Annotated in this window: 20 protein-coding genes; 2 read left to right on the forward strand and 18 right to left on the reverse strand. The window is 56.1% G+C overall.

All coding sequences use genetic code 11. From position 1 onward, the window contains the following. Positions 1-6 precede the first annotated feature (6 nt). From ACOTXD_RS13480 to ACOTXD_RS13565, 18 genes are all read right to left on the reverse strand, one after another. Positions 7-993: a hypothetical protein gene (locus tag ACOTXD_RS13480; protein ID WP_032609474.1), complete on the reverse strand. Its 987-nt coding sequence runs from the start codon at positions 991-993 to the stop codon at positions 7-9. 16 nt (positions 994-1,009) lie between these two features. Next, positions 1,010-1,807 (reverse strand): PP2C family protein-serine/threonine phosphatase, encoded by a 798-nt coding sequence (locus tag ACOTXD_RS13485; protein ID WP_003859969.1) that lies wholly within the window; start codon positions 1,805-1,807, stop codon positions 1,010-1,012. Beyond that, entirely contained in the window at positions 1,804-3,579 is a 1,776-nt protein-coding gene (gene tagH, locus ACOTXD_RS13490; protein WP_045337519.1) for a type VI secretion system-associated FHA domain protein TagH, read from the reverse strand. The genes ACOTXD_RS13485 and tagH overlap by 4 nt, the downstream gene beginning before the upstream one ends. A gap of 90 nt (positions 3,580-3,669) precedes the next feature. After that, the gene (locus ACOTXD_RS13495) at positions 3,670-4,086 is read right to left on the reverse strand and encodes a hypothetical protein (protein WP_045896022.1); all 417 of its coding nucleotides are present in this window, start codon (positions 4,084-4,086) and stop codon (positions 3,670-3,672) included. Continuing rightward, on the reverse strand, positions 4,080-5,069 hold the full coding sequence (locus ACOTXD_RS13500) for a hypothetical protein (RefSeq protein ID WP_015570333.1): 990 nt from the start codon (positions 5,067-5,069) through the stop codon (positions 4,080-4,082). The genes ACOTXD_RS13495 and ACOTXD_RS13500 overlap by 7 nt, the downstream gene beginning before the upstream one ends. A 75-nt stretch (positions 5,070-5,144) precedes the next feature. Then, positions 5,145-5,627, reverse strand: coding sequence for an Hcp family type VI secretion system effector (locus ACOTXD_RS13505; protein ID WP_014884229.1), 483 nt, complete (start codon positions 5,625-5,627; stop codon positions 5,145-5,147). Between the two features lie 180 nt (positions 5,628-5,807). Continuing rightward, the gene (locus tag ACOTXD_RS13510) at positions 5,808-6,257 is read right to left on the reverse strand and encodes a T6SS amidase immunity protein Tai4 family protein (RefSeq protein ID WP_022651413.1); all 450 of its coding nucleotides are present in this window, start codon (positions 6,255-6,257) and stop codon (positions 5,808-5,810) included. Further along, positions 6,242-6,736 (reverse strand): T6SS effector amidase Tae4 family protein, encoded by a 495-nt coding sequence (locus ACOTXD_RS13515; RefSeq protein ID WP_022648411.1) that lies wholly within the window; start codon positions 6,734-6,736, stop codon positions 6,242-6,244. Before ACOTXD_RS13515 ends, ACOTXD_RS13510 begins: the two co-directional genes overlap by 16 nt. A gap of 3 nt (positions 6,737-6,739) precedes the next feature. Then, positions 6,740-7,165 (reverse strand): Rap1a/Tai family immunity protein, encoded by a 426-nt coding sequence (locus ACOTXD_RS13520; RefSeq protein ID WP_022651414.1) that lies wholly within the window; start codon positions 7,163-7,165, stop codon positions 6,740-6,742. A gap of 79 nt (positions 7,166-7,244) precedes the next feature. After that, entirely contained in the window at positions 7,245-8,744 is a 1,500-nt protein-coding gene (gene tssC, locus ACOTXD_RS13525) for a type VI secretion system contractile sheath large subunit (RefSeq protein ID WP_006810956.1), read from the reverse strand. A 3-nt stretch (positions 8,745-8,747) separates the two neighbouring features. Further along, complete coding sequence (gene tssB / locus ACOTXD_RS13530) at positions 8,748-9,272, reverse strand: type VI secretion system contractile sheath small subunit (protein WP_008502644.1); 525 nt, start codon at positions 9,270-9,272, stop codon at positions 8,748-8,750. A 75-nt stretch (positions 9,273-9,347) separates the two neighbouring features. Beyond that, a complete protein-coding gene (gene tssA, locus ACOTXD_RS13535; protein WP_003859964.1) occupies positions 9,348-10,364 on the reverse strand; it encodes a type VI secretion system protein TssA in 1,017 nt (338 codons plus the stop codon). 11 nt (positions 10,365-10,375) lie between these two features. After that, positions 10,376-11,092: a type VI secretion system-associated protein TagF gene (tagF, locus tag ACOTXD_RS13540; RefSeq protein WP_006810959.1), complete on the reverse strand. Its 717-nt coding sequence runs from the start codon at positions 11,090-11,092 to the stop codon at positions 10,376-10,378. A gap of 16 nt (positions 11,093-11,108) precedes the next feature. Next, the gene (gene tssM / locus ACOTXD_RS13545; protein WP_061856475.1) at positions 11,109-14,729 is read right to left on the reverse strand and encodes a type VI secretion system membrane subunit TssM; all 3,621 of its coding nucleotides are present in this window, start codon (positions 14,727-14,729) and stop codon (positions 11,109-11,111) included. A 2-nt stretch (positions 14,730-14,731) separates the two neighbouring features. Further along, a complete protein-coding gene (locus ACOTXD_RS13550; protein ID WP_003859963.1) occupies positions 14,732-15,970 on the reverse strand; it encodes a DotU family type VI secretion system protein in 1,239 nt (412 codons plus the stop codon). Positions 15,971-15,987: 17 nt separating this feature from the next. Next, positions 15,988-17,331 (reverse strand): type VI secretion system baseplate subunit TssK, encoded by a 1,344-nt coding sequence (gene tssK / locus ACOTXD_RS13555; protein ID WP_022651416.1) that lies wholly within the window; start codon positions 17,329-17,331, stop codon positions 15,988-15,990. A 28-nt stretch (positions 17,332-17,359) separates the two neighbouring features. After that, positions 17,360-17,863 (reverse strand): type VI secretion system lipoprotein TssJ, encoded by a 504-nt coding sequence (gene tssJ, locus ACOTXD_RS13560; protein WP_015570327.1) that lies wholly within the window; start codon positions 17,861-17,863, stop codon positions 17,360-17,362. A 23-nt stretch (positions 17,864-17,886) separates the two neighbouring features. Further along, complete coding sequence (locus tag ACOTXD_RS13565; protein WP_061856476.1) at positions 17,887-18,381, reverse strand: hypothetical protein; 495 nt, start codon at positions 18,379-18,381, stop codon at positions 17,887-17,889. A gap of 847 nt (positions 18,382-19,228) precedes the next feature. Here ACOTXD_RS13565 and ACOTXD_RS13570 point away from each other — a divergent pair. Both ACOTXD_RS13570 and gap read left to right on the forward strand, forming a co-directional pair. Then, positions 19,229-20,209, forward strand: a complete 981-nt coding sequence (locus tag ACOTXD_RS13570; RefSeq protein ID WP_022651417.1) for a GlxA family transcriptional regulator — start codon at positions 19,229-19,231, stop codon at positions 20,207-20,209. A 78-nt stretch (positions 20,210-20,287) separates the two neighbouring features. Continuing rightward, positions 20,288-21,298 (forward strand): type I glyceraldehyde-3-phosphate dehydrogenase, encoded by a 1,011-nt coding sequence (gap, locus tag ACOTXD_RS13575; protein WP_023314315.1) that lies wholly within the window; start codon positions 20,288-20,290, stop codon positions 21,296-21,298. Positions 21,299-21,426 lie beyond the last annotated feature (128 nt).

Here is a 21,426-nt window from a genome sequence, read left to right on the forward strand (position 1 = left end):
CCCTCCTTAATTCGTCGCGCGCCAGGTGCCCACTGCCGGATCGCGCAGCTGCGGACGCAGCGTGTCAATCAGAACAACGTTCAGCTCCGCGCCCGGTGCAACCCATGCGCTCCAGATCTTCTTCACCTCTGCGATACGCGCCTGGAGTCTGGCGTCGTCGCTGGCGATCTCACGGGTGATTTCCACCGCCACCGTGCCGTTGCTCTTCCAGCCGTTCAGAGTGCTGTCGTACGGCAGGATCATCCAGCTCTGGTCGCTGTTCGGGGTGCTGAAGACCATGCGCTCTTTGTTGACGGAGGTGATCAGCGCCTTTTCAGGATCGACCGCGTTGTTCAGTCCCATCACCGGGAAGCCGTGAATGTAGGTGACCGGAATCGCTTTCTGCGTCCCGTTACGATTTTGCGTCACCACGGTGTGGCCGCTGAGCCAGCTACCGTTGCCGCAGCGGGTGGTGTCGGAATCCGGAATAAACAGCGCCGGCGCGGAGGAACCGCCCTCCCAGAAGGTGCGCAGGTGGCAACCGTCCTGAAGGGTGAACTCCTGCCATGGCGTACGATCTGCCGCCACGGTGTGCGTCTCCGGATTCTGGTCAGGCGGCAGCAGCGCGCCTGAGGTGGTGGTCGTTGCCGCCGCCGTTTCCTGCTGTTTCACCACCAGCGCCCAGTCCTGCGCTTTAGCCGCTGTGCCCCGGGCAAGCGTCGTGCCTTCCGGATCGTTAAGCGTCCAGTTCAGGGTATTCAGCTTGCTGCACTGGTGCTCCAGCAGCGAGCCAAGGCGCGGCACGAAGTTTTCCAGCACCGAAACCTCTTTCTTGCCGTTCGCCACGATACGCAGCGCAACGTCCGCCTTACACCAGCTTTGCGGCGTATTGTCTTTAATGTTGTCGATCCAGATATCCAGCTTCTGCGCAGGAGACTGCACGATGCGGAAGTTTTCAGCCTGTGCGGTGGTCGCCACCGTCAGAAGAGCCAAACCCGATAGCCAAAGTTTCATATCAATCCTTGTGTGTCTAATCAGTTCCGCAGGGAAGAAATTGTGCTGCGTCAGAGAGCGTATGCAGCAAAGTGGTGTCCTGAGGGTTGCCCATCCACACCGCCACGGCGGTATAGTTATCCTGAGCATTGCCCTCCTGTTCGGCATTCTTTTGAATGATTTGGTTCATTAAGGTCAGCCACTCCTGTGGCGTATTGACCATGTGCAGCGACTGCTTCATCTGCTCTTCGCTAACGCCGTGCCAGAAACCGTCGGTGCAGAGCAGGAAGGCATCACCGTCCTCGACCTGCACGACATCGCTGTAGCTCGCTTCCGGTCCGCCATTCTCAATACCCAGCGCCAGATACAGCAGGTTGCTGTTGAGATCGTCGGTCTGATGCCCGGCATCTTTCATCTGCTGGACGAGGCTGTGATCGGTGGTGACATGCCACAGCCAGCCGCGGCGAAACAGGTACAGGCGGCTGTCTCCGGCGTGCGCCCAGTAAGCCAGACGGTAATCCCTGTCGATAAACAGGCTGACCAGCGTGGTGCCCATCCGGCGATAGTCCTGCACGGCCTGTTGTTCGCTGAGGATGGTGCGGTTCGCCGTTTGGACGTAGTCACGAATATGCTGCGCATTCAGGTGCTTGTCGCCGTCAAAGCGGGAAATAATGCTGTTGCGGGCCAGCTCAGCGGCCACCTCGCCGCCCGGCAGGCCCGCGATGCCGTCACAGACGACAAAGCAGGCTGAACGTTCCCCGATGGTTTCTCCCGTCTGATCCTGGTTGCTGGCGCGCGTCCCCTGGCGGGAGAGAGAAGCCGTTGCGATATTCATTTTTCTTCCGATCCGCTTTGTGAGTCTTTGTACTGATTGACCTCCATGTCATAGGCATGGAGGAAGGCTTCGCCAAACAGGGTATGGAAGTCGTCCTCGATCTCGCCCGCCGTCTCGCCATAGCTGCGAACGAAATAATCCCACAGCGCGGCTTTACGGCTGCCCGGCAGCGCCAGGCGTGACGTCATCCCGTTCTGCTTCGCCTGCTCTTCCAGCTGTTCCGGATTAAAGGATTGCAGCATGGCGGCGATAATGGCGCGGATACCGGAGATCATCCCCAGCTGGTGCGCCTGGAGATCGATTAGCGCATCACGCACCGATTTGGTCGGCGGCATAAAGCCCGGCATCGGCGTGCCGAACATCTGGATCAGCACCGTTTTCCCGGTCGGCAACAGTTTGAACGGGTTGTTCGCATCGTCGAGCACCATGGTCATATCGGCTTTCACCCCACGCTTGAGGATGGAGCGCGAGGAGAGCAGCGCCACGGTCCCCTGCGAGAACATGCCCAGGATCTGCCCCAGCTGACGCATATTTTCCCGGTCAAACTGCGGCACCGGCTGCATTTCGCTCAGGCCCATGCCCTCCAGCAGCGCCTCCAGCAGTTCGCCCTGAAGCACCTCGCCCCGCTCGCCGGTCTGCGCGGAGGCAGCAGGCGAAGCAGCGTTTTTAACCGGGTCGATACGCAGGCGGCCTTTAGGCGCCTGCGCGTTGCTGCGCGCCACGGCCTGCGGCGTTGGCATGGTGAAGCCAGCGTAATCGGGACGCGCGGGCTCTTCTTCCGCGCGCGGCGCATCCTGTGGTTCAGTCGGTTCCGGATCGAACAGCGGTGAGCTGGCCAGCGCATCCTCTTCCTGTGCGGCTTGCGGTTCAGGCTTTGGCTCCGGCTTATCGGCCACGATTTCATCCGGATGGGTTAACGGCGCGCCACCCATCAGGCCGAGGGGGTCATCGTGACGCGCGGCAGGTGCGCTCGCCGACCCGCCAAACAGGGCTAACGGATCAAGTTCGTCCGACGCCTCTTCCTTTGGCTGGGCAGGTTTGCTTTCGTCCGGCTGTACCAGCGTTGAAGGGGTGACATCGTCAAAGATGCTCTCTTTTTTAAACAACGCTTCATCGCTGAACAGCGTGTCCGGGTCAACGTTTTTACGTTCAAGCGACGGTTCGGCGTCGTTAAACATTGCCAGCGGATCTTCGGCATTCCGCTCCGGGGCCGCAGGCTGAGAGAACGGATCGTGGGATGCCGCGGGCTGTGGTTTTGCCCGGTTGCTGGAGATGCTGTCGGAGATGGAAAACTCCTGCATCAGGCTGTCCCAGATTTCCGACGGCACGGCCGTAGGTTCAGCTTTTCCGCGAGGCGCGGCGCTGGCCGGTTTCGGTTGTGGCGCCGGAGCAGGTGTCGCCGCTGGGCGCGCCTGCTGCATGCTGGCCGCCATGCGGCTTACGGGCTGGGTGTCATGAATGAGTTCGCTGACTTCAATGCGATAATCATCAATACCGAGAATATCCCCATCCTGAAGCTCAACCTGACGCCCACGCTCCAGCGGGATATCATTCAGTACCACGCGGGTAACGCTGCCGCGGTTCGTGACGCGGCATTCGCCACTGGCGTCGACGTGAACGATGGCCTGCAAACGCGAGATAGTGCGGTCATTGTCCGGCAGCACCAGATTGTTATCCGTACCGCGCCCAATGGTGCCGCCCGGGGCATAAAAATCACAGCTGCTTTGCGGCGGCTGATGACCGGGTTTCGTAGAAATAATCGTGAATCGCATGGCGTATTCCTGCTGGTATGATTAGCGCTCAAACGCTGCCGCTCTCGGGGGTGAAAACGGCGGGGTTTGGGGGTTAAGGGCTGATTAAAATTATTTGACTACATTCAGGAAAATAATGCCAATAAGCAGCCATAGCGTAAAAAGAAAGGCCTGAGCTTTATAGCGTCGATGCAGTTTTAATATCCAGCCGATTCTCTCTTCCGGTAATGCCTGAACGAATTTATAGGCATCGTCCTGAACATTTCTGTCTTTGGTAAATTTCATCTTCACGCCTTTGCGAAGACGAACAAACCAGATTATTTTTTGATAGTTTGCCAGCGAGCCAAAAAATGATGCGTAATTTGTCACCAGATCGAGATCGTAGCCTTTTTGCCTATATTCTGAAAGAAGCTGATTATATTCGGCCTCGTGTTTTTTAAAATAACGGGAACTGATGAAGTCCATAATTACGACAAGTAAAAATAAAACAACAATCAGAAATAAAAGAATATTTTCTAAATTCACCATAGCTTATCCATGACATATTCAGTTGCTCCACCGGCAACTTCGCCACCAATGTATCCACCCGCAGCGGCTCCTACCACAGAACACGCGAGCAACCCTACACCACCTGTTGCCACGCCCAATGCAACACATACGCCAGCCCCAGCCATGGCGCCATATTTTCCGCCATAAATCCCGCCCGCAAGACTGGCGCCAAATTGACTGTACTTCTTAACGGCGACTTTGGAACAACTCTGCTCTCTACCTACTGTACAGGCATCGTAAACTTCATTGGTTGTGTTTGCACCAGCGAAGCCGATAGCAAGCCATCCTCCCATTTTCAGAAAACGGGCAGCTTTTGAAGCATTGTCTACATATGTTGAATACCCTCGTATCGAGGCAACACCCGCAGTACTCCATTCGTGGACAATTGACCTGCTTGATAAACCTAAAGCGTGCTTGATTTCTTCATAAGGTTTCAGTTTCAGCGTTAGTCTGGACAGCTTATTTAATAAAACGTCCAGCTCAGAAAAAAGTTTTTGCCTTTCAACAAAAAACTGCTGCCCGATCAATGTGCCTTGCGTTCTGTATTGATTTTGATAAGCCAGTTCGATAGCTTTTAATTTCTTTTCTATTTCGCTAAAGTACCTTTCACCTGCATCAGCAACCACCCCGAGAGATTTATCCATAAAATTAGTTAATGCTGCGATGGTACTAAAATGCTTGTTAAAGAAATTAGCTTCATCTGTATTCAGTTCTGCCAATGCTCCATTAACCTTTTGCTTTGCATTTTGTAATTGTTTTAGCTGAACCGCATTTTCAGCACCCGGAGCATTAAGGATCAATATTTGCCCGGGTTTTAACCACCGTGTGTCCCTGTTCACTTGCATAAAATAACGTGCCGCTTCACTGTCTGGTTTATTGAACAGTAGTCTTGCCTGGAAATCTAACGTACCAGCCTGCTGAACAACACAATAACCAGGAGCAACCGTTGATTTTACGCTCATATTGACATCCCTTTGCAAACGAAATTAAGTCTCTGTAAATAATGACCGGGGAAAACTCCCCGGTCACGCGCGCAATTACGCTTCTTTGTTTTCTTTGATGTTCCAGCCAGCGCTGCTTTCAGCACCTTTACCACCGGCAGTGGTCTGCTCCCAGTACTGCTGTTTCACTTTCGCAGCCTGGAATGCATAGGTCACGCCAACGGTATCGCCGTTGTCTGCACCCGTGTACTGAACGGAAGTCACGAGAACGTCTTCCAGGGTGATGCGGGTGTATTCAACCTGCTGACCACCCGCTTTGCAGACGGACAGTTCAACTTTGGTCAGGTGTTTACCGCTTGCGCAGTGTTTCAGGATTGCTGTAGTGGATTTGTCGATCAGAGCGTTAACGTGCAGATCGTTAAAGTTAACCTTACCGGCACCACCGCCACCACCCACACTCATATTACCTGGCTGGGACGCGCCCCAGGAGAAGGAGGTAATGTCAGTCCAGCCGGTGTGGTTAGAATCTTTAGATTCGCCCGTAACACCCTCGACCTTCAGAAACATATCAATAGCCATAATATCTACTCTTCGTGGATGAACAATATTGCTTTCGAAAAAGCCCTTATATGGCAAACAGGAAAGCATGGGGCTGAATAAAACCGTCCATATTTTACCTCTGCCTCATATCAAACGACCCGTGTCATTTGACAGTCTTACATTCCCCCTGAATGAAAGGAAAGAATGTGAAGTCTTTTACTACTGCGGATTATCCTGAATCCAGGTACGATCAGGATCGCCAATGATGAGCTGCGGAACCAGTTTATTCAGTTCGTCACTATGATAAAGACGTAGACAATTTAAGGTTACGCCTTTTACATCAGGTTTGCGCTCCGAGTGGAAACCATTAATTTGGTTTTTATACTTCCCAATAATGGCGTTAACTTTGTCAGTACCGTTTTCAGCATCAAACGGTATCCATTCAATAAATGCGCTCGCACTGCGGGCCGCATCAGCAGAAAATTGACTGCCTTTATCTGCTACCTGCGCAAGGCAGCGCGCCAGGACAAAATCCTTAACCACCTGCCGGTATGTTTGCTGCTGATAAAAATCAACGTAAGGGTTGTCACCGCGAGCAGAAAAAGATAAGCAAGTGAGCAAAAGAAATACGGTCTTTAAACACCTGAATATAATTATTTTAATTCCCAAAACCAGATTTCCTGACAGTACGGAAAGCAATCGGAGTTACATATAAACGAATTATTACTCAGAGGCTCGATAAGGTCGATATGACCACCGCCATACCCATCAATTTTATTGAAGAAAACAACACCTTTTCGGCCCAACATTGAGCGTGCACCAGCCTCGCGGTCTTTAAAGATTTCTGCCTTGCCAAACACATGGGATTTATAAAGCTGATCGGCAAGTAATTTTGCGCCAGGCTCGATTGTTTTTCCCTTATAGGGACCGGTCTTTATGGGTAAACGCCCTGTAAATTCAACATTACATTTTAACAATGCCAGGCTCATTCTTACCGCACAGGTATTTTCGTATGCCGGTTGTTGCTTGATAATCGTCGAATAATCGTAGCCAATTTCTGAAAAAACCTGTTCACCCGAGGCAAAACCCGCGCGTGTGTGATTTGAAGAGTAATGCTGACGTTTAAGTTGTTCGTATAATGGTCTCATTTGTCACTCTCCTTTTTTGCACGGGCGTAATTCTTTCATGCCGTCAATGATGATTTTTGAAGCGCGCTCCTCGCCTTGCTGTTTCGATAAGTTCGCAAAACGAGAATAGAGAAACTCATGTATTGTATTTGGCAAAAAAGGCCTGCCCTTGCACCATGCAGTGCCCTCAGACGCGTCGACTACGCCGAGAAGATACATATTTGCCTTAATGCGTTCACGTTCATTCGTTTTCGACAGCCAGGCTTTAGCAAAACGCTCTGCACTCAGATTTAAATCGTACCCTGTTAACAGCGTCGGATCGCGTTGGAAGTTTGATGTGTCATCCTGAGGCAATGCTTCCGCTTGAGGGTATTTATAATTTCCGGCGTCCGCGCTTGCGAGAGTAGAAACTGCCAGCAAACTGGTCGCGATCACAAGTATATGTTTCACCGTATATCCTTATTCACTGACAGAAATAAGTTAAGCTTTTACGCACAAATGGCCGGCCCCTGCGGGCCGGCAATTATTATCACGCGTCTTTCGTCTTCAGCGACGGCAGTTTAGAAACCAGGCGCAGGGAAACGGTCAGACCTTCCAGCTGGTAGTGTGGACGCAGGAAGAACTTCGCGGCGTAGTAGCCCGGGTTGTCCTCAATCTCCTGCACCTGCACTTCCGCCGCCGCCAGCGGTTTACGGGACTTGGTTTCCTGGGAGGAGTTCGCCGGGTCACCGTCGACGTAGTTCATCACCCAGTCGTTCAGCCAGCGTTCCATCTCTTCGCGCTCGCGGAAGGAGCCGATTTTGTCGCGCACGATGCACTTCAGGTAGTGAGCAAAACGACAGCAGGCGAACAGGTAAGGCAGACGGGAGGCCAGGCGCGCGTTAGCGGTGGCATCCGGGTCGTGGTACTCGGCCGGTTTTTGCAGGGACTGCGCGCCGATGAAGGCGGCGAAGTCGGAGTTTTTGCGGTGAACCAGCGGCATAAAGCCGTTTTTCGCCAGTTCCGCTTCACGGCGATCGCTGATGGCGATCTCGGTCGGGCACTTCATGTCCACGCCGCCGTCATCGCTCGGGAAGGTGTGGCACGGCAGGTTTTCCACCGCCCCGCCGGATTCGACGCCGCGAATCGAGGTGCACCAGCCGTACTCTTTAAAGGAGCGGTTGATGTTGGCCGCCATCGCATAGGCCGCGTTCGCCCAGGAGTAGCTGTTGTGGTTCGCGCCGTCGGTCTGCTCTTCAAAATCAAAGCTGTCGACCGGGTTGGTGCGAATGCCGTACGGCAGGCGCGACAGGAAGCGCGGCATCACCAGGCCCAGATAGCGGGCATCTTCCGATTCACGCAGTGAACGCCAGGCGGCGTATTCGGTGTTCTGGAAGATTTTGGTCAGATCGCGCGGGTTAGCCAGTTCCTGCCAGGACTCCATCTGCATCACGCCCGGTGCGGTACCGGTGATGAACGGACAGTGGGCCGCGGAGCCAATGCGCGCCATCTCGCCCAGCAGCTCAACGTCCTGCGGGCTGTGGTCGAAGTAGTAGTCGCCTACGATGCAGCCAAACGGCTCGCCACCGAACTGGCCGTACTCCTGCTCGTAGATTTTTTTGAAGATCGGGCTCTGGTCCCAGCCCACGCCCTTGTAGCGCTTCAGGGTGCGGCCCAGCTCCTGCTTGGAGATGCTCATAAAGCGGATCTTCAGCATCTCGTCGGTTTCGGTATTGTTCACCAGGTAGCTCAGGCCGCGCCAGGCGCTCTCCAGCTTCTGGAACTCCTCGTGGTGAATGATCTGGTTCACCTGCTGCGAAAGCTGCTCGTCAATACCGGCAATCAGGTTCTGAATGGTGCGGTAGGTATCGTTTGAGAAGGTCACGGTGTTTTCCAGCGCCTGCTGCGCCAGGGTTTTAACCGCGCTTTCTACGGCAGAGCGCGCCTGATCGGTTTTCGGGCGGAACTCTTTATTCAGCAGCGCGCTGAACTCGTCCTGGCTGAACGCCTGGCCCGCCTGCTGATCGTGTTGTTGAGTCTGGTTGCTCATCGATTATTCCTCGCTACCTTTCGCACTTTCGTCATTTTTCGGCAACTGGCTCAGGGATTTGAGCAGCGTCGGATCCTGAAGGATTTTTGCAATCAGCTCTTCCGCGCCGTTTTTGCCGTCCATGTAGGTCAGCAGGTTGGAGAGCTGGGTACGGGCTTCCAGCAGCTTGTTCAGCGGCTCTACTTTACGGGCCACCGCGTCCGGCAGGAAGTCGTCCATGCTGTCAAAGGTCAGATCGACGTTGAGCTTACCTTCGCCGGTCAGGGTGTTATCCACCTGGAACGCCACGCGCGGCTTCAGCGCCTTCATGCGTTCGTCGAAGTTGTCGATGTCGATTTCCAGGAATTTACGCTCGTCGACGGCTGGCAGGTTTTCCACCGGCTTGCCAACCAGATCGGCCATAACGCCCATCACAAACGGCAGCTGAATTTTGCGTTCTGCACCGTAGATCTCTACGTCGTATTCGATCTGCACGCGGGGAGCACGGTTGCGTGCGATGAATTTCTGTCCACTGTTACTCATTGCCATGATGTTCTCCATCAAAGATGCGCGGTGAAGGTGAAACGGCAGACTCCATGCCTGTCGCCATAATGCCAGGACGCGTCATTCGCGGCGTCCAAAGATGTTTTCCAGTTGGTTAACGCCGTCTGGCGCCAGGTCGCGAATAATGTCCATAAAGTTGAGTTCAGACAGCCGCTGCACCCGTTCAATCATCAGCGGTGCGGGATGGCTGGGTTCGTACTGCGCAAAGTACTGTTTCGCTTTTTCCAGCATTAGCTGCGCGTCGGCGCGGCTGGTCACCTGCACGCTGCGCCAGTCGGTGACCGGCTGAACGGGCTGCGCTGCCGCAGGCTGCGGCTCAGCGTGCTGTTCAGCCTGCGCGTCACGGTTCGGCAGCAGCTTACTGATGTCGGTCACCTGACACGCGCTGGCGACCAGCCCGACGGTTTTCAGCAGCTGTTCCATCTCCGGTACGCCACTTTCCCCGAGATAGCCGGTAAGCAGTTCGCGGATGGCCAGCAGGCGTTCGTTGATCACGATTACCGCTTCGGTGCCGGGCTGATCGCCCCGGGCCAGCTCATCGATCAGTCGTGGACGCCCGCCCGGATAATCCGGACACTCGGTTTTACTGCCGTCAAGCAGCGCCTGGGCGTCACGGAGCGAAATCTCATCGCCGTTTGAGCGGAGCAGTGAGGCGTTACGTACCGCGACCGTCAGGTCAGATTTATCACTCAGCCCGGCGAGGGCGTTGATGCGGTAGAACGGATCGGTTTCGCCATACTCTTCCAGCAGCGGGTAAAGCTGCTCCCAGTAACGGGACAGGGCTTCCTGCACCAGCAGTAGCCCGTCGGCGTAACCTGCCAGCCCGCGACGACGTGTCCAGGCATGGGTTAACGCCAGCATGACGCGAAGATCTTTGGTGCGTCCCAGTAGGCTGGTGGCGAGTTTTTCCACCGTGTTCCAGTCGGCAGGCTCTGCCGGAATGATGGTGTCGCCAAACTGCTGCTCGGCTTTGCCCTGACTGGCCTGCCCCATGGCCTGGAAATCAGCGTCGTACTCCAGGTTTTCACCGCAGGGGTTGTCGGGGCTTATCGGCGCGAGAAATTCATCGATATTCATAAGATCCCTGCTTATTCAAACATAGGCGGGTAAAGACCGTGGCGGCCCGGACGGGCGCCGCCTGCCGGATCGAACAGCAGCGTAAAGAGCTGCCCGGTAAAGTTTCCGCTGTGGACGTGGGTGTAGAGCGGATAACCGTCGCAGCGGTTTGTCCACCAGTAGCTGGTCTGGCGCAGCGGATCAAAACACTCCGCCGCCTGCGGCCAGCCCAGCGTGCTCTGACCCTCGTCGTCATAGCCAATCACGTCGAGAATGTCGGAGCGCTTTTGCGGCTCAACCGGCTGGGGCGCTGGGATGGTCATCAGCATTTCATCCAGCTGGGAGGCAGAATAGCTGTTACGCACCGCGTGCAGCCCCAGACGACCAAGCTGCTGGTACCAGCTCTCAGCCTGCCCGAGCAGGCGGGATGACCACTCGGCGGGAGTGAAACTCAGTTGCAGGCATACCGGATAGTGGCGGCCTACGCTGTCACGGCCCGGCAGCAGGCAGCCCATCTGAATCATCTGGCTACCGAGCATCGGCGGGACGACAAAGTTCCACACCGGGGCTTTAGAAAACGGGCGCTCGCCGCTGCGCTGCTCTTCCTGTTGCCAGGCCAGCAGGCCGACCTGGAACCAGTGCGACCACTGGCGTTGCAGGGTATCCGGAAAGCGACGCTGCAAAAAATCTCCGGCGCTGGGTAATTTGCCATACCAGCTATAACGGTTCATCGCAGGGGTATTCGTCATACGGCTGTCCTTGCGGTTATGGGCATGAGAAACGGGGAAGCTGGAACGGGTTGCGGATGCTGTTCGGGGCAAACTCCAGCGTGACCTGATGTCCGTCGACGTTGAACGTGGCCTGACGGCTCAGGCTACCCGCGCCAGGGCTGGTGCGCGCCTTGTCGAAAAAGCGGTTGAGTGCCCAGGAACCGTTAGTCACCAGCGTTGCGGTGCTGCCATTGGCCAGACCGAGCTGCATACGCACCTGGTTCGTCCCGCCCGGCCCCGGCCAGGTCATGATCTGCACCGCCTGCGGACCGTGGCTGTAGCGCAGCAGTTGGCCGTCCACGTCCAGCGTCAGGTTCAGAATGGTGTTGTCCATCCGCACGGTGCGCACCGTCACCTTAAAGGATGGCGTGGTCGCGCCGTTGGCGAAAAAGGCATCGCGGACAGACTGCGCCTGCTGGAACGGACGCAGCAGCCCTTCACTGCCCGGCAGCGTTTTACCGTCAATGCCCGGCATAAAGCGCCAGTTCGCCTGGGTGGTGTCCACCTTGTTGGTCAGGTTGTCGCGAAAGAAGGTGTCCATCAGCCCGGTGCCCGGCGCGAACATGCGGGCAAGATCGTCCGGCGTCACTTCGGTGCTGGCGCTACGCACCAGCGGGTAACGCCCGGCAATCGCCTGACGGCAGAACCCGCCCACTTCCACGTTGATGCGCTTACTCACGTTCTCCAGATCGCGACGCTGGGTATCGCTGCTGGCGCCCACGGCCATATTACTGAACATGGTTTGCAGCCCGCCCGGCAGACGGCCCGCGCTGGCTTGCAGGCGGCTGATGGCATCGCCGCCCGGCGCGGGCATACCGCTGTTTGCTGCATCCTGAACGGCTGTCAGGTAGCGATAAAGCTCGTCAACCTGCTTGAGAAAATCATCAAAGACGATGGTCTTACCGCCCTTCTCCAGCGGCTGCGCCAGCTCAATCATCGGCGCATAGTGGTCGGTCACCAGTTGCTCAGGCGCCTGCGTCACAACCGCGCCCTGCGTCGGGGCATTGTCACCGTTGCTGAACAGCGCTTCCAGCGTACGGGTGGCGCGGTTGCTTTGGTCTTCCGCTTTCTGCGCATCTTCCAGGGCAGGCGCAGTGCGCGACAGGGTCAGCACCTTGCTCAGGTTAAGTACCAGACGGCGCAGCGGCGAGTTGGTGCCTGAAAGCAGGCGCGCGGTGTTGATGCGCTGGGAAAGATCTGCGCTGTTGTTGAGCTGAATGTCAGCGAGAAAGCGATCCCAGTTGACGATAAAGTCGCGCATGTAGAGCTGGCGCACGGCGTTATCGATCTGCTGTTTATCTTCCTGGGCGGTGGCTGCTCCCAGCACCCAGGCATCGTCCTCGTGCAGGGCGGTGGTCACGCTGTCGATCTGGTCGTTAAAACTTTTCCAGTAGCCGTCCGGCGTATAGAGCCCCGGCACGCCCTCACTCACCGGCTTGCCGCTCTTACGGGAAAACACCAGCTCGCTCTGCGGGCCGCCGAGATCTGAAAGCGAAACCGGCTTCAGGTTCTCATCATGCTCCAGCAGACGTTTCAGGCGTCCGTACACGCGGGTGGAGAGCGGCTGCTGGTTGATGAGCGCCCTTTCACGGGCCACCAGATCCTCATCCTGCGCATACGGTGAAGCCTGAATTTTTGGCTCCAGCAGCTGGGTCAGGTGCCATTCCAGCTCCTGAAGCTGCGCCTGCGTCACGTTCTGCGGCAGGTTGCGTTGCAGGTTGAGCATCACCCACGAGTGCAGGAATTTGCCGTCATAGTGCTTCGGCTGGTAGAGCATCTGATAGGCTTTCAGCGCCTCATAGCTGTATTCCACGTCGCTTCCGTTGTCGTTGCGCAGCCAGGTGGTAATGTGCATCGCCACGGCAGGCAGCAGCATCTGATCCAGCGCCTTCTGATACAGAGACTGCGAGGCATCGCTGACGTCATCCCCGCGATAAAGCCCCATGCGGCGGGAAACCGGCGGGTCGTTAACGTCGAAGGCATCGCTTTTCGGCAGATCCACCAGGCTGTTAAGCAGCGGCAGAAGCGCAAACAGATCGCGCTGGGGCTGGTTTTGCAGCGCCTTGCTCTGCTGCTCCAGCATCGGCACTTTTGCGTCCACTTCTTCCAGATAGGCTTTATTTTTAGCGTAGCTGGTCAGCCACAGGCCACCCAGGATCACCAGCAGAGCCAGCAGCGCCGCGTAGCCGGACCACATCACGGCGCGGTTGCGAAGCTCCCACCAGCGGTTTTCCCCGGCGATACCCGCTTCCTGGAAAATCACGTTTTGCAGCAGGTTCTTAATGAAGAAGCTTTGACCCTTCGCGCCCGGTATCGGCGCCTCTTTGCTCACCGAATCCCAGCGCGTGCTTTCCTCCCCTTCAGGTAAGGAGAGCGCGCGGTTCAGCTCGCCCATCACGCGGTCAAACGGCATCCCTTCCTGGGTGCCGCTGGCGAAGTAGATGCCGCGCGGCGAAAATTCGGTTTCGAAGTTTGAGCGGGCAAAGACCGTGCTCAGGTAGTCTGCCAGCAGCGGACGCAGCGCGGCGAACTCCTGCGGGAAGAGATAGGCTTCCGCACGGGTTTTGGCGTCATGCTCTTTGAGCATGGTTTCCGGAAGGCCCGCATCCAGACGCTGTTGCAGCAGGGAAAATTCCTGCTGGAAGTTGCCCATAAGATCGTAATCGGCGTGTTTGGTCTGCTCCCACGGCAGCGTAAAGCCCCAGATCTGGTCGCGCTGGGCTTTGTCGTAATCCGCAAACCAGGCGCGGAAGCCTTTAAGCAGGTCCGCTTTGGTCACCATCACATAAACCGGGAAGCGAATACCCAGCTGTTCATGCAGCTCGGAGAGACGCTGGCGCAGGTTGACCGCCTGCTGTCGGGAGGCCTCAGTGGACTGCGAAAGCAGGTCGGAAATACTGATAGTAATAATCACGCCGTTGATGGGCTGGCGACGGCGGTATTTACGCAGCAGGTTGATAAATTCCAGCCACTCCCCGGCGTCCTGAACCTGCTCGCTCTCCTGAGTGGTGTAGCGCCCCGCGGTATCCAGCAGAACCGCCTCGTTGGTAAACCACCAGTCACAGTTGCGCGTGCCGCCAATGCCGCGCAGCGCGGTTTTACCGAAGCGATCCGCCAGCGGGAATTGCAGCCCGGAGTTGGCCAGCGCGGTGGTTTTACCGGAACCCGGCGCGCCAATAATGACGTACCACGGCAGCTGATAGAGGTATTGCGTGCTGAAGCGCTGCGTCCACTGTGCGCCATGTCCCGCTTTGCTGAAGTGGGCTTTTTTCAGCATCTGGGCGGCTTCATCGAAACGCCCGGCAAGGATCTGCTCCTCGCTGTTCAGACGTTTCTGCGGATCGGCCGCCTCCGGGCTGGTGGTATTTTCGTTGAGCTTGTCCATCAGCTTACGGTTCAGCCAGGCGTTATACAGCCGTGGCAGAATATGGCTCTGGGCCCAAATCAGGTAGACCACCGCAATGCTGATGACGCGGTTCTGCTCTGATTCAAGCGGGCGGGTATCTACGATGGACAACAGCGGGCCAATCATCCAAATGACCGCCGCGAGCGCCGTTACGCCCAGGAAGCTCCACAGAATGCGATTGGTCAGTATAGAAAGTAGAGTAGTCAGCATCCTTAGTTTCCTTGCGGCAATCCGTTCAGCTCGGCCTGGGTATTGTCAGGCGATACCAGCAGCGTAATTTCCACGCGGCGGTTACGGGCGCGATTTTCAGGCGTGGTGTTAGGCGCTACCGGGTTGATCTCACCCCGCCCTTCGGCTTTGACGCGCTCAGGCTGCGAGAGGCTACCCTGGAGCTGTTTTTGCACCGAACGGGCGCGCTCAAGCGAGAGTTCATAGTTGGAGGCGAAGCGTGCGCTGCGGATCGGCACGTTGTCGCTGTACCCCACCACCAGAATTTTGCCGCTGACGTTATTCATCGCCTGGGCGATGCGGTCGATGACCGGCTCATAGCGATCGCGCACCACCGTTGAGGCCGAGGCAAAGAGTCCGTCCCCTTTCAGGATCACCACGCTGCGATCCGCCTCATCCTTAACGGCCACCAGACCGGCATCAATTTCCGGTTTCAGGAAGCCGCGCAGGTTCAGCACTGCCGGCAGCTGACGCGCAGGCTGCTGGATCGTGGTTTCCGGCAGTTGGGACTGGTAAATTTTCGCCAGTACCGGGCTGGTGTTATCACCCAGACGCCAGTTCAGCACGATATAAAACAGGCAGGCGATAAAGCCGACCAGCGCCACGCACGCCCAGAGTGGGATCATCGGCCGCCAGAGCTTGCGCAGAACGGGGCGATCTTCCGGGTGCGGCGAGAGCGGCGGCGGGTAGCTGCCGCGCACGCCACGGATCATCTGCCACAGGCGCTGTTTGATGGTTTCAAGCTGGGTCCGGCCATTGTCCAGCACGCGGTAGCGGCCTTCAAAGCCGAGCAGCAGACAGTAGTTGATCATCTCCAGCAGCAGAATGTGTTCGCGCGGATTCTGCGACAGACGCGCCAGCAGCTGGAAAAACTTCTCGCCGCCCCAGGTTTCGTTATGAAACGTCACCAGCAGACCATTGCTTGACCAGACGCCGCTGCTTCCCCAGGGAGTCAGCGCGGCGGCTTCGTCCAGCGCCGTGCAGAGGCAGTAGCGCGCGCCGACAATCACTTCATACGGTAAGCCCGCCTGCTGGCATCGCACCTCGAAACGGCGAATTTCGTCAATCAGGCGCTGGCGCAGCCCGACCTGATCGTCGTGGGAAACCGAATGACGGATTTGCGGAATCGCATTGAGCAGCGGATTGGCGGCCGCCACCAGCTGATTGTTCCCACTGGCTCCGGTAAACACGGCATCACTGCCGGTATCCTGTCGTTCCTGCATATTAAGCGCTCGCTTTATTATTCTGTCGGGCTACGGATGGCCCAGAACTCCATATCGAGACCCGGGAATTCCCCTGCGAGATGCAGCGCGAATGCCCCGGACTTGTCCATCTCGTGCCACAGTTCGCTGCCCCTCTCGAGTTCGAAATAGCTGTAGCCTGCATGCCACGGGATCTGCGGCGGCGCGACGGGCATTGCCCGAAGCATGATGCCCGGCAGCTGAAGCTGAACCAGATCGCGGATTTTCGAGACTGGCGCAACCTTCATCTGGGCAGGAAAATGGGTTTGCAGGTGTTCGCCGGGGACATTGGCTTTTACCGCCAGCACGAAGCCAAATTCGCGGACCATGCTGGTCTCCGGCACGGTGGCGATGTTCAGACCGTGGGAGCGTTCGTGCAGCGGCAGCTGGATGGCATGATCTTCCATCACCAGCGACAGTCCCTGACGCAGCATCAGCATCAGTTTGCTGAAGCAAACGGCGAGATCGTCATGGTCGTATACCGGCAGTATGCTCTCTGCGGTACGCTGCGGCGTCCAGGTGGCGAGCTCCGTGGCAAACGGCAGCCAGCTGCGCCAGAGCGCTTCCGGATGAAGCAGCGGCAGCGTTTTTAAATGTGAGACATCGCCAAGGTGGCGGTTGATCAGCGAGAGAAGCGTGAACTCAACCATCTCAGACGTATTGAAACGCCCCGGCTGACGCAGGCGGCCGCCGATCTGCTGGCTACGCTGCACCAGCAAGCCGTGCAGGTCATTGATCATGCCGTACAGCTGCGGGCTGTTATTGGCGTTCAGCATTGGCGGGATGTAGCTGTTATCCAGCCGCACGTGGTTGTCGTTACGCTTTTCAGCGACGTACGCCACGCCGATGGCGGTCCATTCTGCCGTCAGATCTTTCTCCAGCATCAGGGTCAGACGCAGGCGGCCAAACTGAACCGTCGCCTCCCCGACCGACATCGCGTTGTCGTCTTCCACCTCTTGTTCAAAGGTAATAAAACGCGCCAGAGAAGACTGCTCCTCGCTGAAAATCACCTCTTCACGGCCACCGCGACGAACCGGCAGCGCAAGCACCACCTTTTCATTGGTGAGATTATCGGGGATTTTTAGCGGAGCCGGACCGTTGCGGTCGCTGCGCACCTGGAAAAAGGTGCCGTCAGGCAGCAAACCGCTACAGTAGCTGAGGGCAATACAGCCCTGGCGAAGCATCGCTTCATCCAGCTCAAGGTCGAGAAAGCCCCAGAGATACGAACGCTGCAAGGCCCCCCACTCACGAACGTGGTTGAGGAGGTAACTTTCTGTCCGCTGAAAATGGTGGGGACGCAGGAACATGCCCTCGGTCCAGACGACCTTTTCTGCTTTCGTCATGATGATCTCTTTCCTGTTATGAAGGGCGTTACTGGCTGATGACCCGGATACCATTTACGTCAAGGAAGACGCTGGCCTGGAGTTCATCTGCGGACCATTTCCAGAACTGGTAAATCGCGTTTTCGCCGGGAACAGGCAAAGGAAGTGAGACGCGCCATTTTTTGCCGTCCAGCGCCTGGTATTCCGCCATCACGCCGATATAACGCGCTTCCGGTGAGCTTTGCCCGCTCAGGGTTTTCGAAAGCTGGCCCGGCATCAGGAAGAACACATCGCTGTTTAGCAGATTCGCGCCAAGCGTGGCTGACGCGTTGTTCTGTAAGGAGTAGAAGTCACTGGACATGAAATCCGCATCGGATTTCAGCAGCAACACTCTGACCTTAAGCGGCGCAGAATCATTGATTTGAGGATGAGCCTGAAACTGAAGATTGTAGCGGGAGGGGTCGCTGTGTGAAGACGACGTACAACCACCGATCAGCGCGAAAATCAACGCAAAAAAAGGGAACCACATCCGATGAAAATTTTTATTATTCATAAAAATATGCTCGTGAAACCCGTTTAGTTCAGGATCCAGGTACCGTTCGCGCTGTCTTTGCAGGCTTTGCTGTTGCCATCGACATCAACACAGGTGGTTTTCTTACGCGCTTTCGGGCGCAGTGCCTGTTTACGCACGGTGGCTTCGTACTGGTCAGCCTTGATCACGGCACGCATCGGCACATAACCAATCAGCTGTTCACTCCCTTCATCGGCCAGCGCCATCCAGAAATGTTCAACCTGCCCCAGCACGACGTAAGTTTTGCCGGTCTCAAGCGTACGGATCACTTTTCCACCGTAGTCAGGACGGCTCATCAGGGATGCCGGGTACATGGCACGATACGGTTCATTCACTTGAGTGAACTCCGCCGGAGGGGTAACAGCGTGACGGTGCGTCAGCGTGATGCCATTCACCTGGCTGGTCACAATCGTATCATCGGTGATCGCTGGTTTTTGCGGCGCCTGACAGCCCGCCACCGCCATAACAAACAGAAGTGATAACAATACACGCAGTTTCATATGCTTTTCCGTAGCGATATTTAGAGGATGAAGAGAGGGGATAAAATTTGACTTAGGTGCTATTGTTAAAATAGTCGGGATATTTTCAGCAGGTAACTATTTTAAGGCATAGCTACCGCACGAACCCAACAGAAATGGGCCCAGCATGCTCCTGACATATTTTGACAAACGGTAGACAAGTTTACATGAGCTTGTCATCAATTCAATATTTCTTGCCTGCTTAATGGCGTTTAATGATACGCCCAATGCATTATAGGATTAATCTCATAAAAAATGCGCACTTAGCTGAAATCGTCTTTTTCTTAGACGAATTTCTAGCGTAACTGTATGAAAATTAATGGCTATAAAGGCAAAAGAGAACCACTATCATTAACGTAACCCCTTATTATCGCCACTACCATAATTAGTAGAATTTCATTTTTTCTGTGCGCTGTGGGATATATCTGGGATATTTTCATTGTTGCATCTGGAAGATAACTTTTATTGGGTGCGAGCGTCCCGCATTAACAAATGACGGTGAAGAAAATGGCAGGGATTTAATTTCGCGATCCGAAATAACCTAGCCAAAATTATCCTCCGAGGTTATTTTTTGAGCCTTAATAATTAAGCATGGCTACATCTTTTTGTTCTCTGATTGTTCAGAACACTTCATTGCAGCCCATAAACTGGGGGTTTCAGCGGCAGTAACGGTAAACCTAACGCAAAAAGTTTTACCGTTACTACATATTTATTTTACTTCTTTCCAACATCTGCCGTTCCAGGCTTTCACCCGGCACGCCTCATTTGTCTCTGCGACGGTGTTTGTCTGCCGCTTGACTTATTTTGTGATAAAGGTACTTTTCAGGACATGAAGAAGATCCTGATTATCGTACCTGACGGTGGCATGTTGTTTGAGGCTGCCGGTATCGCCGACATTCTGATGCAGGCCAACCGGCTGCACCCGGACGGCCTGGCGCAGCCCCGCTACTGCATCATTATCGCCACCACCCAGCCTCACCTGGTGATCCACGGCCAGTCCGGCTTAAACCTGCTGGCGGACTATCGCCTGCCGGAGCTGGATCCGCGCGAGCCGCTGGATACGATCATCATTACCGGTCGTGGCATGAATGAACAGGAAAGCACCGCGGTGGTGGACTGGCTGCACCTGGCCGCGCCGCATGCGCGCCGCGTCGCCTCTGTCTGCGGCGGGGCCCTGCTGCTGGCACAGGCCGGACTGCTCGATGGGCGCCGGGCGACGACCCACTGGCGGCTGCTGGAAACCCTGAAAACCCGCTATCCTGCGGTCAACGTTGAGGGCGGCCCGCTCTATATTCAGGATGGCCCCGTCTGGACGTCCGGCGGCGTCAGTTCCGGGTTTGATCTGACGCTGGCGCTGGTGGAGGATGATTACGGCTTCACCCTCGCCCGCAACGTGGCGCAGGATATGGTGATGTACCTGCGTCGGCCTGGCGGCCAGCTACAGTTCAGCCGCTATAAACTGGAGCAGTCCGGCGCGACCGGACCGGTTAGCGAACTGCAAAGCTGGATCCTGCAAAACCTCACCGCAGATTTGTGCGTCGAAAGGCTGGCCGAACGGGTCGCCATGAGTCCGCGCAATTTCACCCGCGTGTTCACGCGCGACGTCGGTGTACCTCCGGCCCGTTATGTCACCGAAGCGCGCCTGGCCGCCGCACGACAGCTTCTGGAGCAGACCTCGTATCCGCTTGAGGTCATTGCCGAAAAAAGCGGGTTTGGGACCAGCATCAACCTGCGCCGCGTTTTTGAAAAGCAGCTTCATCTCACGCCGGGCGAATATCGCCAGCGCTTCCACTGCCGCAGAATGGCGTAATCTGATCCTTTTTTGTCATTTACGCCATCCGACCTGACGCCTAAAGTCACTCCAGACAACACAGATAAGGAGTGCATCATGGTTAAGGTCGGTATTAACGGTTTCGGCCGTATCGGACGTAATGTTCTTCGCGCGGCGCTGGGCAACCCGGATCTCCAGATTGTGGCCATTAACGATCTGACGGACAGTAGAACCCTCGCCCATCTGCTGAAATATGACTCTCTGCTCGGCACGCTGCCGGTGCCCGTTGAAGCGGCGGACGGCGCGCTACAGGTTGACGGGCAACGCATCACCGTATTCAGTGAACGCGACCCGGCAAACATTGCGTGGAAAGACGCGGGCGTTGAGGTGGTAATCGAAGCCACCGGCTTCTTCACCGAACGTGAAAAAGCAGCGGTGCATATCACGAGCGGCGGCGCAAAACGCGTCATTATTTCCGCCCCGGCTAAAAATGATGATCTGACGGTGGTAATGGGCGTGAACCACACGCTGTACGATCCGGCCCAGCATTTTGTAGTCAGCAACGGGAGTTGCACCACTAATGGTCTGGCGCCAGCGGCGCAGGTGCTGCACCAGCAATTTGGCATTGAACACGGGCTGATGAACACCACGCATGCCTACACCAACAGCCAGGCGCTGCATGACCAGCCGGAAAAAGATCTGCGCGGCGCGCGCGCGGCAGCATTATCCATTGTGCCTTACTCCAGCGGCGCGGCAAAAGCGCTCGGGAAAGTAATTCCCGAACTTGACGGTAAACTCACCGGATATTCCCTGCGCGTACCGGTTCCGGTGGTGTCGATTGTCGATCTGACGGTGACGCTGAGCCGCAACGTGACCGCCGAAGAGGTGAATGACGCGTTCCGTCAGGCCGCCGTCAGCGGGCCGCTGAAAGGCATCCTGGGCTACAGCGATGAACCGCTGGTCTCCCGTGATTATCAGGGCGACCCGCGCTCATCGATCATCGACGGGCTTTCAACGCTGGTGATTGGCGGGAATATGGTGAAGATCCTGTCGTGGTATGACAACGAATGGGGCTTCTCGAACCGTCTGGTGGATCTGGCGGTGCTTATGGATAAAAAAGGGTTGTAGGGCTTAAGCCGGGTGGCTTGAAGCTTACCCGGCCATTCCGTGATGTGGATAAAAATTAAGTAATCCACCCCCGGTGTTGTGAAAGCGCACCCGAATTATCCGGTTATGTGAAAAATGGGATATTCAAC

This window comes from Enterobacter cloacae complex sp. CDL013, assembly GCF_049238805.1.
Classification (GTDB): Bacteria; Pseudomonadota; Gammaproteobacteria; order Enterobacterales; family Enterobacteriaceae; genus Enterobacter; species Enterobacter hormaechei_C.

What these genes read in the sequence shown, in the direction of transcription:
- ACOTXD_RS13480 (WP_032609474.1), bottom strand. Translation starts at nt 993, where the DNA reads ATGAAACTTTGGCTATCGGGTTTGGCTCTTCTGACGGTGGCGACCACC.
- ACOTXD_RS13485 (WP_003859969.1), bottom strand. Translation starts at nt 1,807, where the DNA reads ATGAATATCGCAACGGCTTCTCTCTCCCGCCAGGGGACGCGCGCCAGC.
- tagH (WP_045337519.1), bottom strand. Translation starts at nt 3,579, where the DNA reads ATGCGATTCACGATTATTTCTACGAAACCCGGTCATCAGCCGCCGCAA.
- ACOTXD_RS13495 (WP_045896022.1), bottom strand. Translation starts at nt 4,086, where the DNA reads ATGGTGAATTTAGAAAATATTCTTTTATTTCTGATTGTTGTTTTATTT.
- ACOTXD_RS13500 (WP_015570333.1), bottom strand. Translation starts at nt 5,069, where the DNA reads ATGAGCGTAAAATCAACGGTTGCTCCTGGTTATTGTGTTGTTCAGCAG.
- ACOTXD_RS13505 (WP_014884229.1), bottom strand. Translation starts at nt 5,627, where the DNA reads ATGGCTATTGATATGTTTCTGAAGGTCGAGGGTGTTACGGGCGAATCT.
- ACOTXD_RS13515 (WP_022648411.1), bottom strand. Translation starts at nt 6,736, where the DNA reads ATGAGACCATTATACGAACAACTTAAACGTCAGCATTACTCTTCAAAT.
- tssC (WP_006810956.1), bottom strand. Translation starts at nt 8,744, where the DNA reads ATGAGCAACCAGACTCAACAACACGATCAGCAGGCGGGCCAGGCGTTC.
- tssB (WP_008502644.1), bottom strand. Translation starts at nt 9,272, where the DNA reads ATGGCAATGAGTAACAGTGGACAGAAATTCATCGCACGCAACCGTGCT.
- tssA (WP_003859964.1), bottom strand. Translation starts at nt 10,364, where the DNA reads ATGAATATCGATGAATTTCTCGCGCCGATAAGCCCCGACAACCCCTGC.
- tagF (WP_006810959.1), bottom strand. Translation starts at nt 11,092, where the DNA reads ATGACGAATACCCCTGCGATGAACCGTTATAGCTGGTATGGCAAATTA.
- tssM (WP_061856475.1), bottom strand. Translation starts at nt 14,729, where the DNA reads ATGCTGACTACTCTACTTTCTATACTGACCAATCGCATTCTGTGGAGC.
- ACOTXD_RS13550 (WP_003859963.1), bottom strand. Translation starts at nt 15,970, where the DNA reads ATGCAGGAACGACAGGATACCGGCAGTGATGCCGTGTTTACCGGAGCC.
- tssK (WP_022651416.1), bottom strand. Translation starts at nt 17,331, where the DNA reads ATGACGAAAGCAGAAAAGGTCGTCTGGACCGAGGGCATGTTCCTGCGT.
- tssJ (WP_015570327.1), bottom strand. Translation starts at nt 17,863, where the DNA reads ATGAATAATAAAAATTTTCATCGGATGTGGTTCCCTTTTTTTGCGTTG.
- ACOTXD_RS13565 (WP_061856476.1), bottom strand. Translation starts at nt 18,381, where the DNA reads ATGAAACTGCGTGTATTGTTATCACTTCTGTTTGTTATGGCGGTGGCG.
- ACOTXD_RS13570 (WP_022651417.1), top strand. Translation starts at nt 19,229, where the DNA reads ATGAAGAAGATCCTGATTATCGTACCTGACGGTGGCATGTTGTTTGAG.
- gap (WP_023314315.1), top strand. Translation starts at nt 20,288, where the DNA reads ATGGTTAAGGTCGGTATTAACGGTTTCGGCCGTATCGGACGTAATGTT.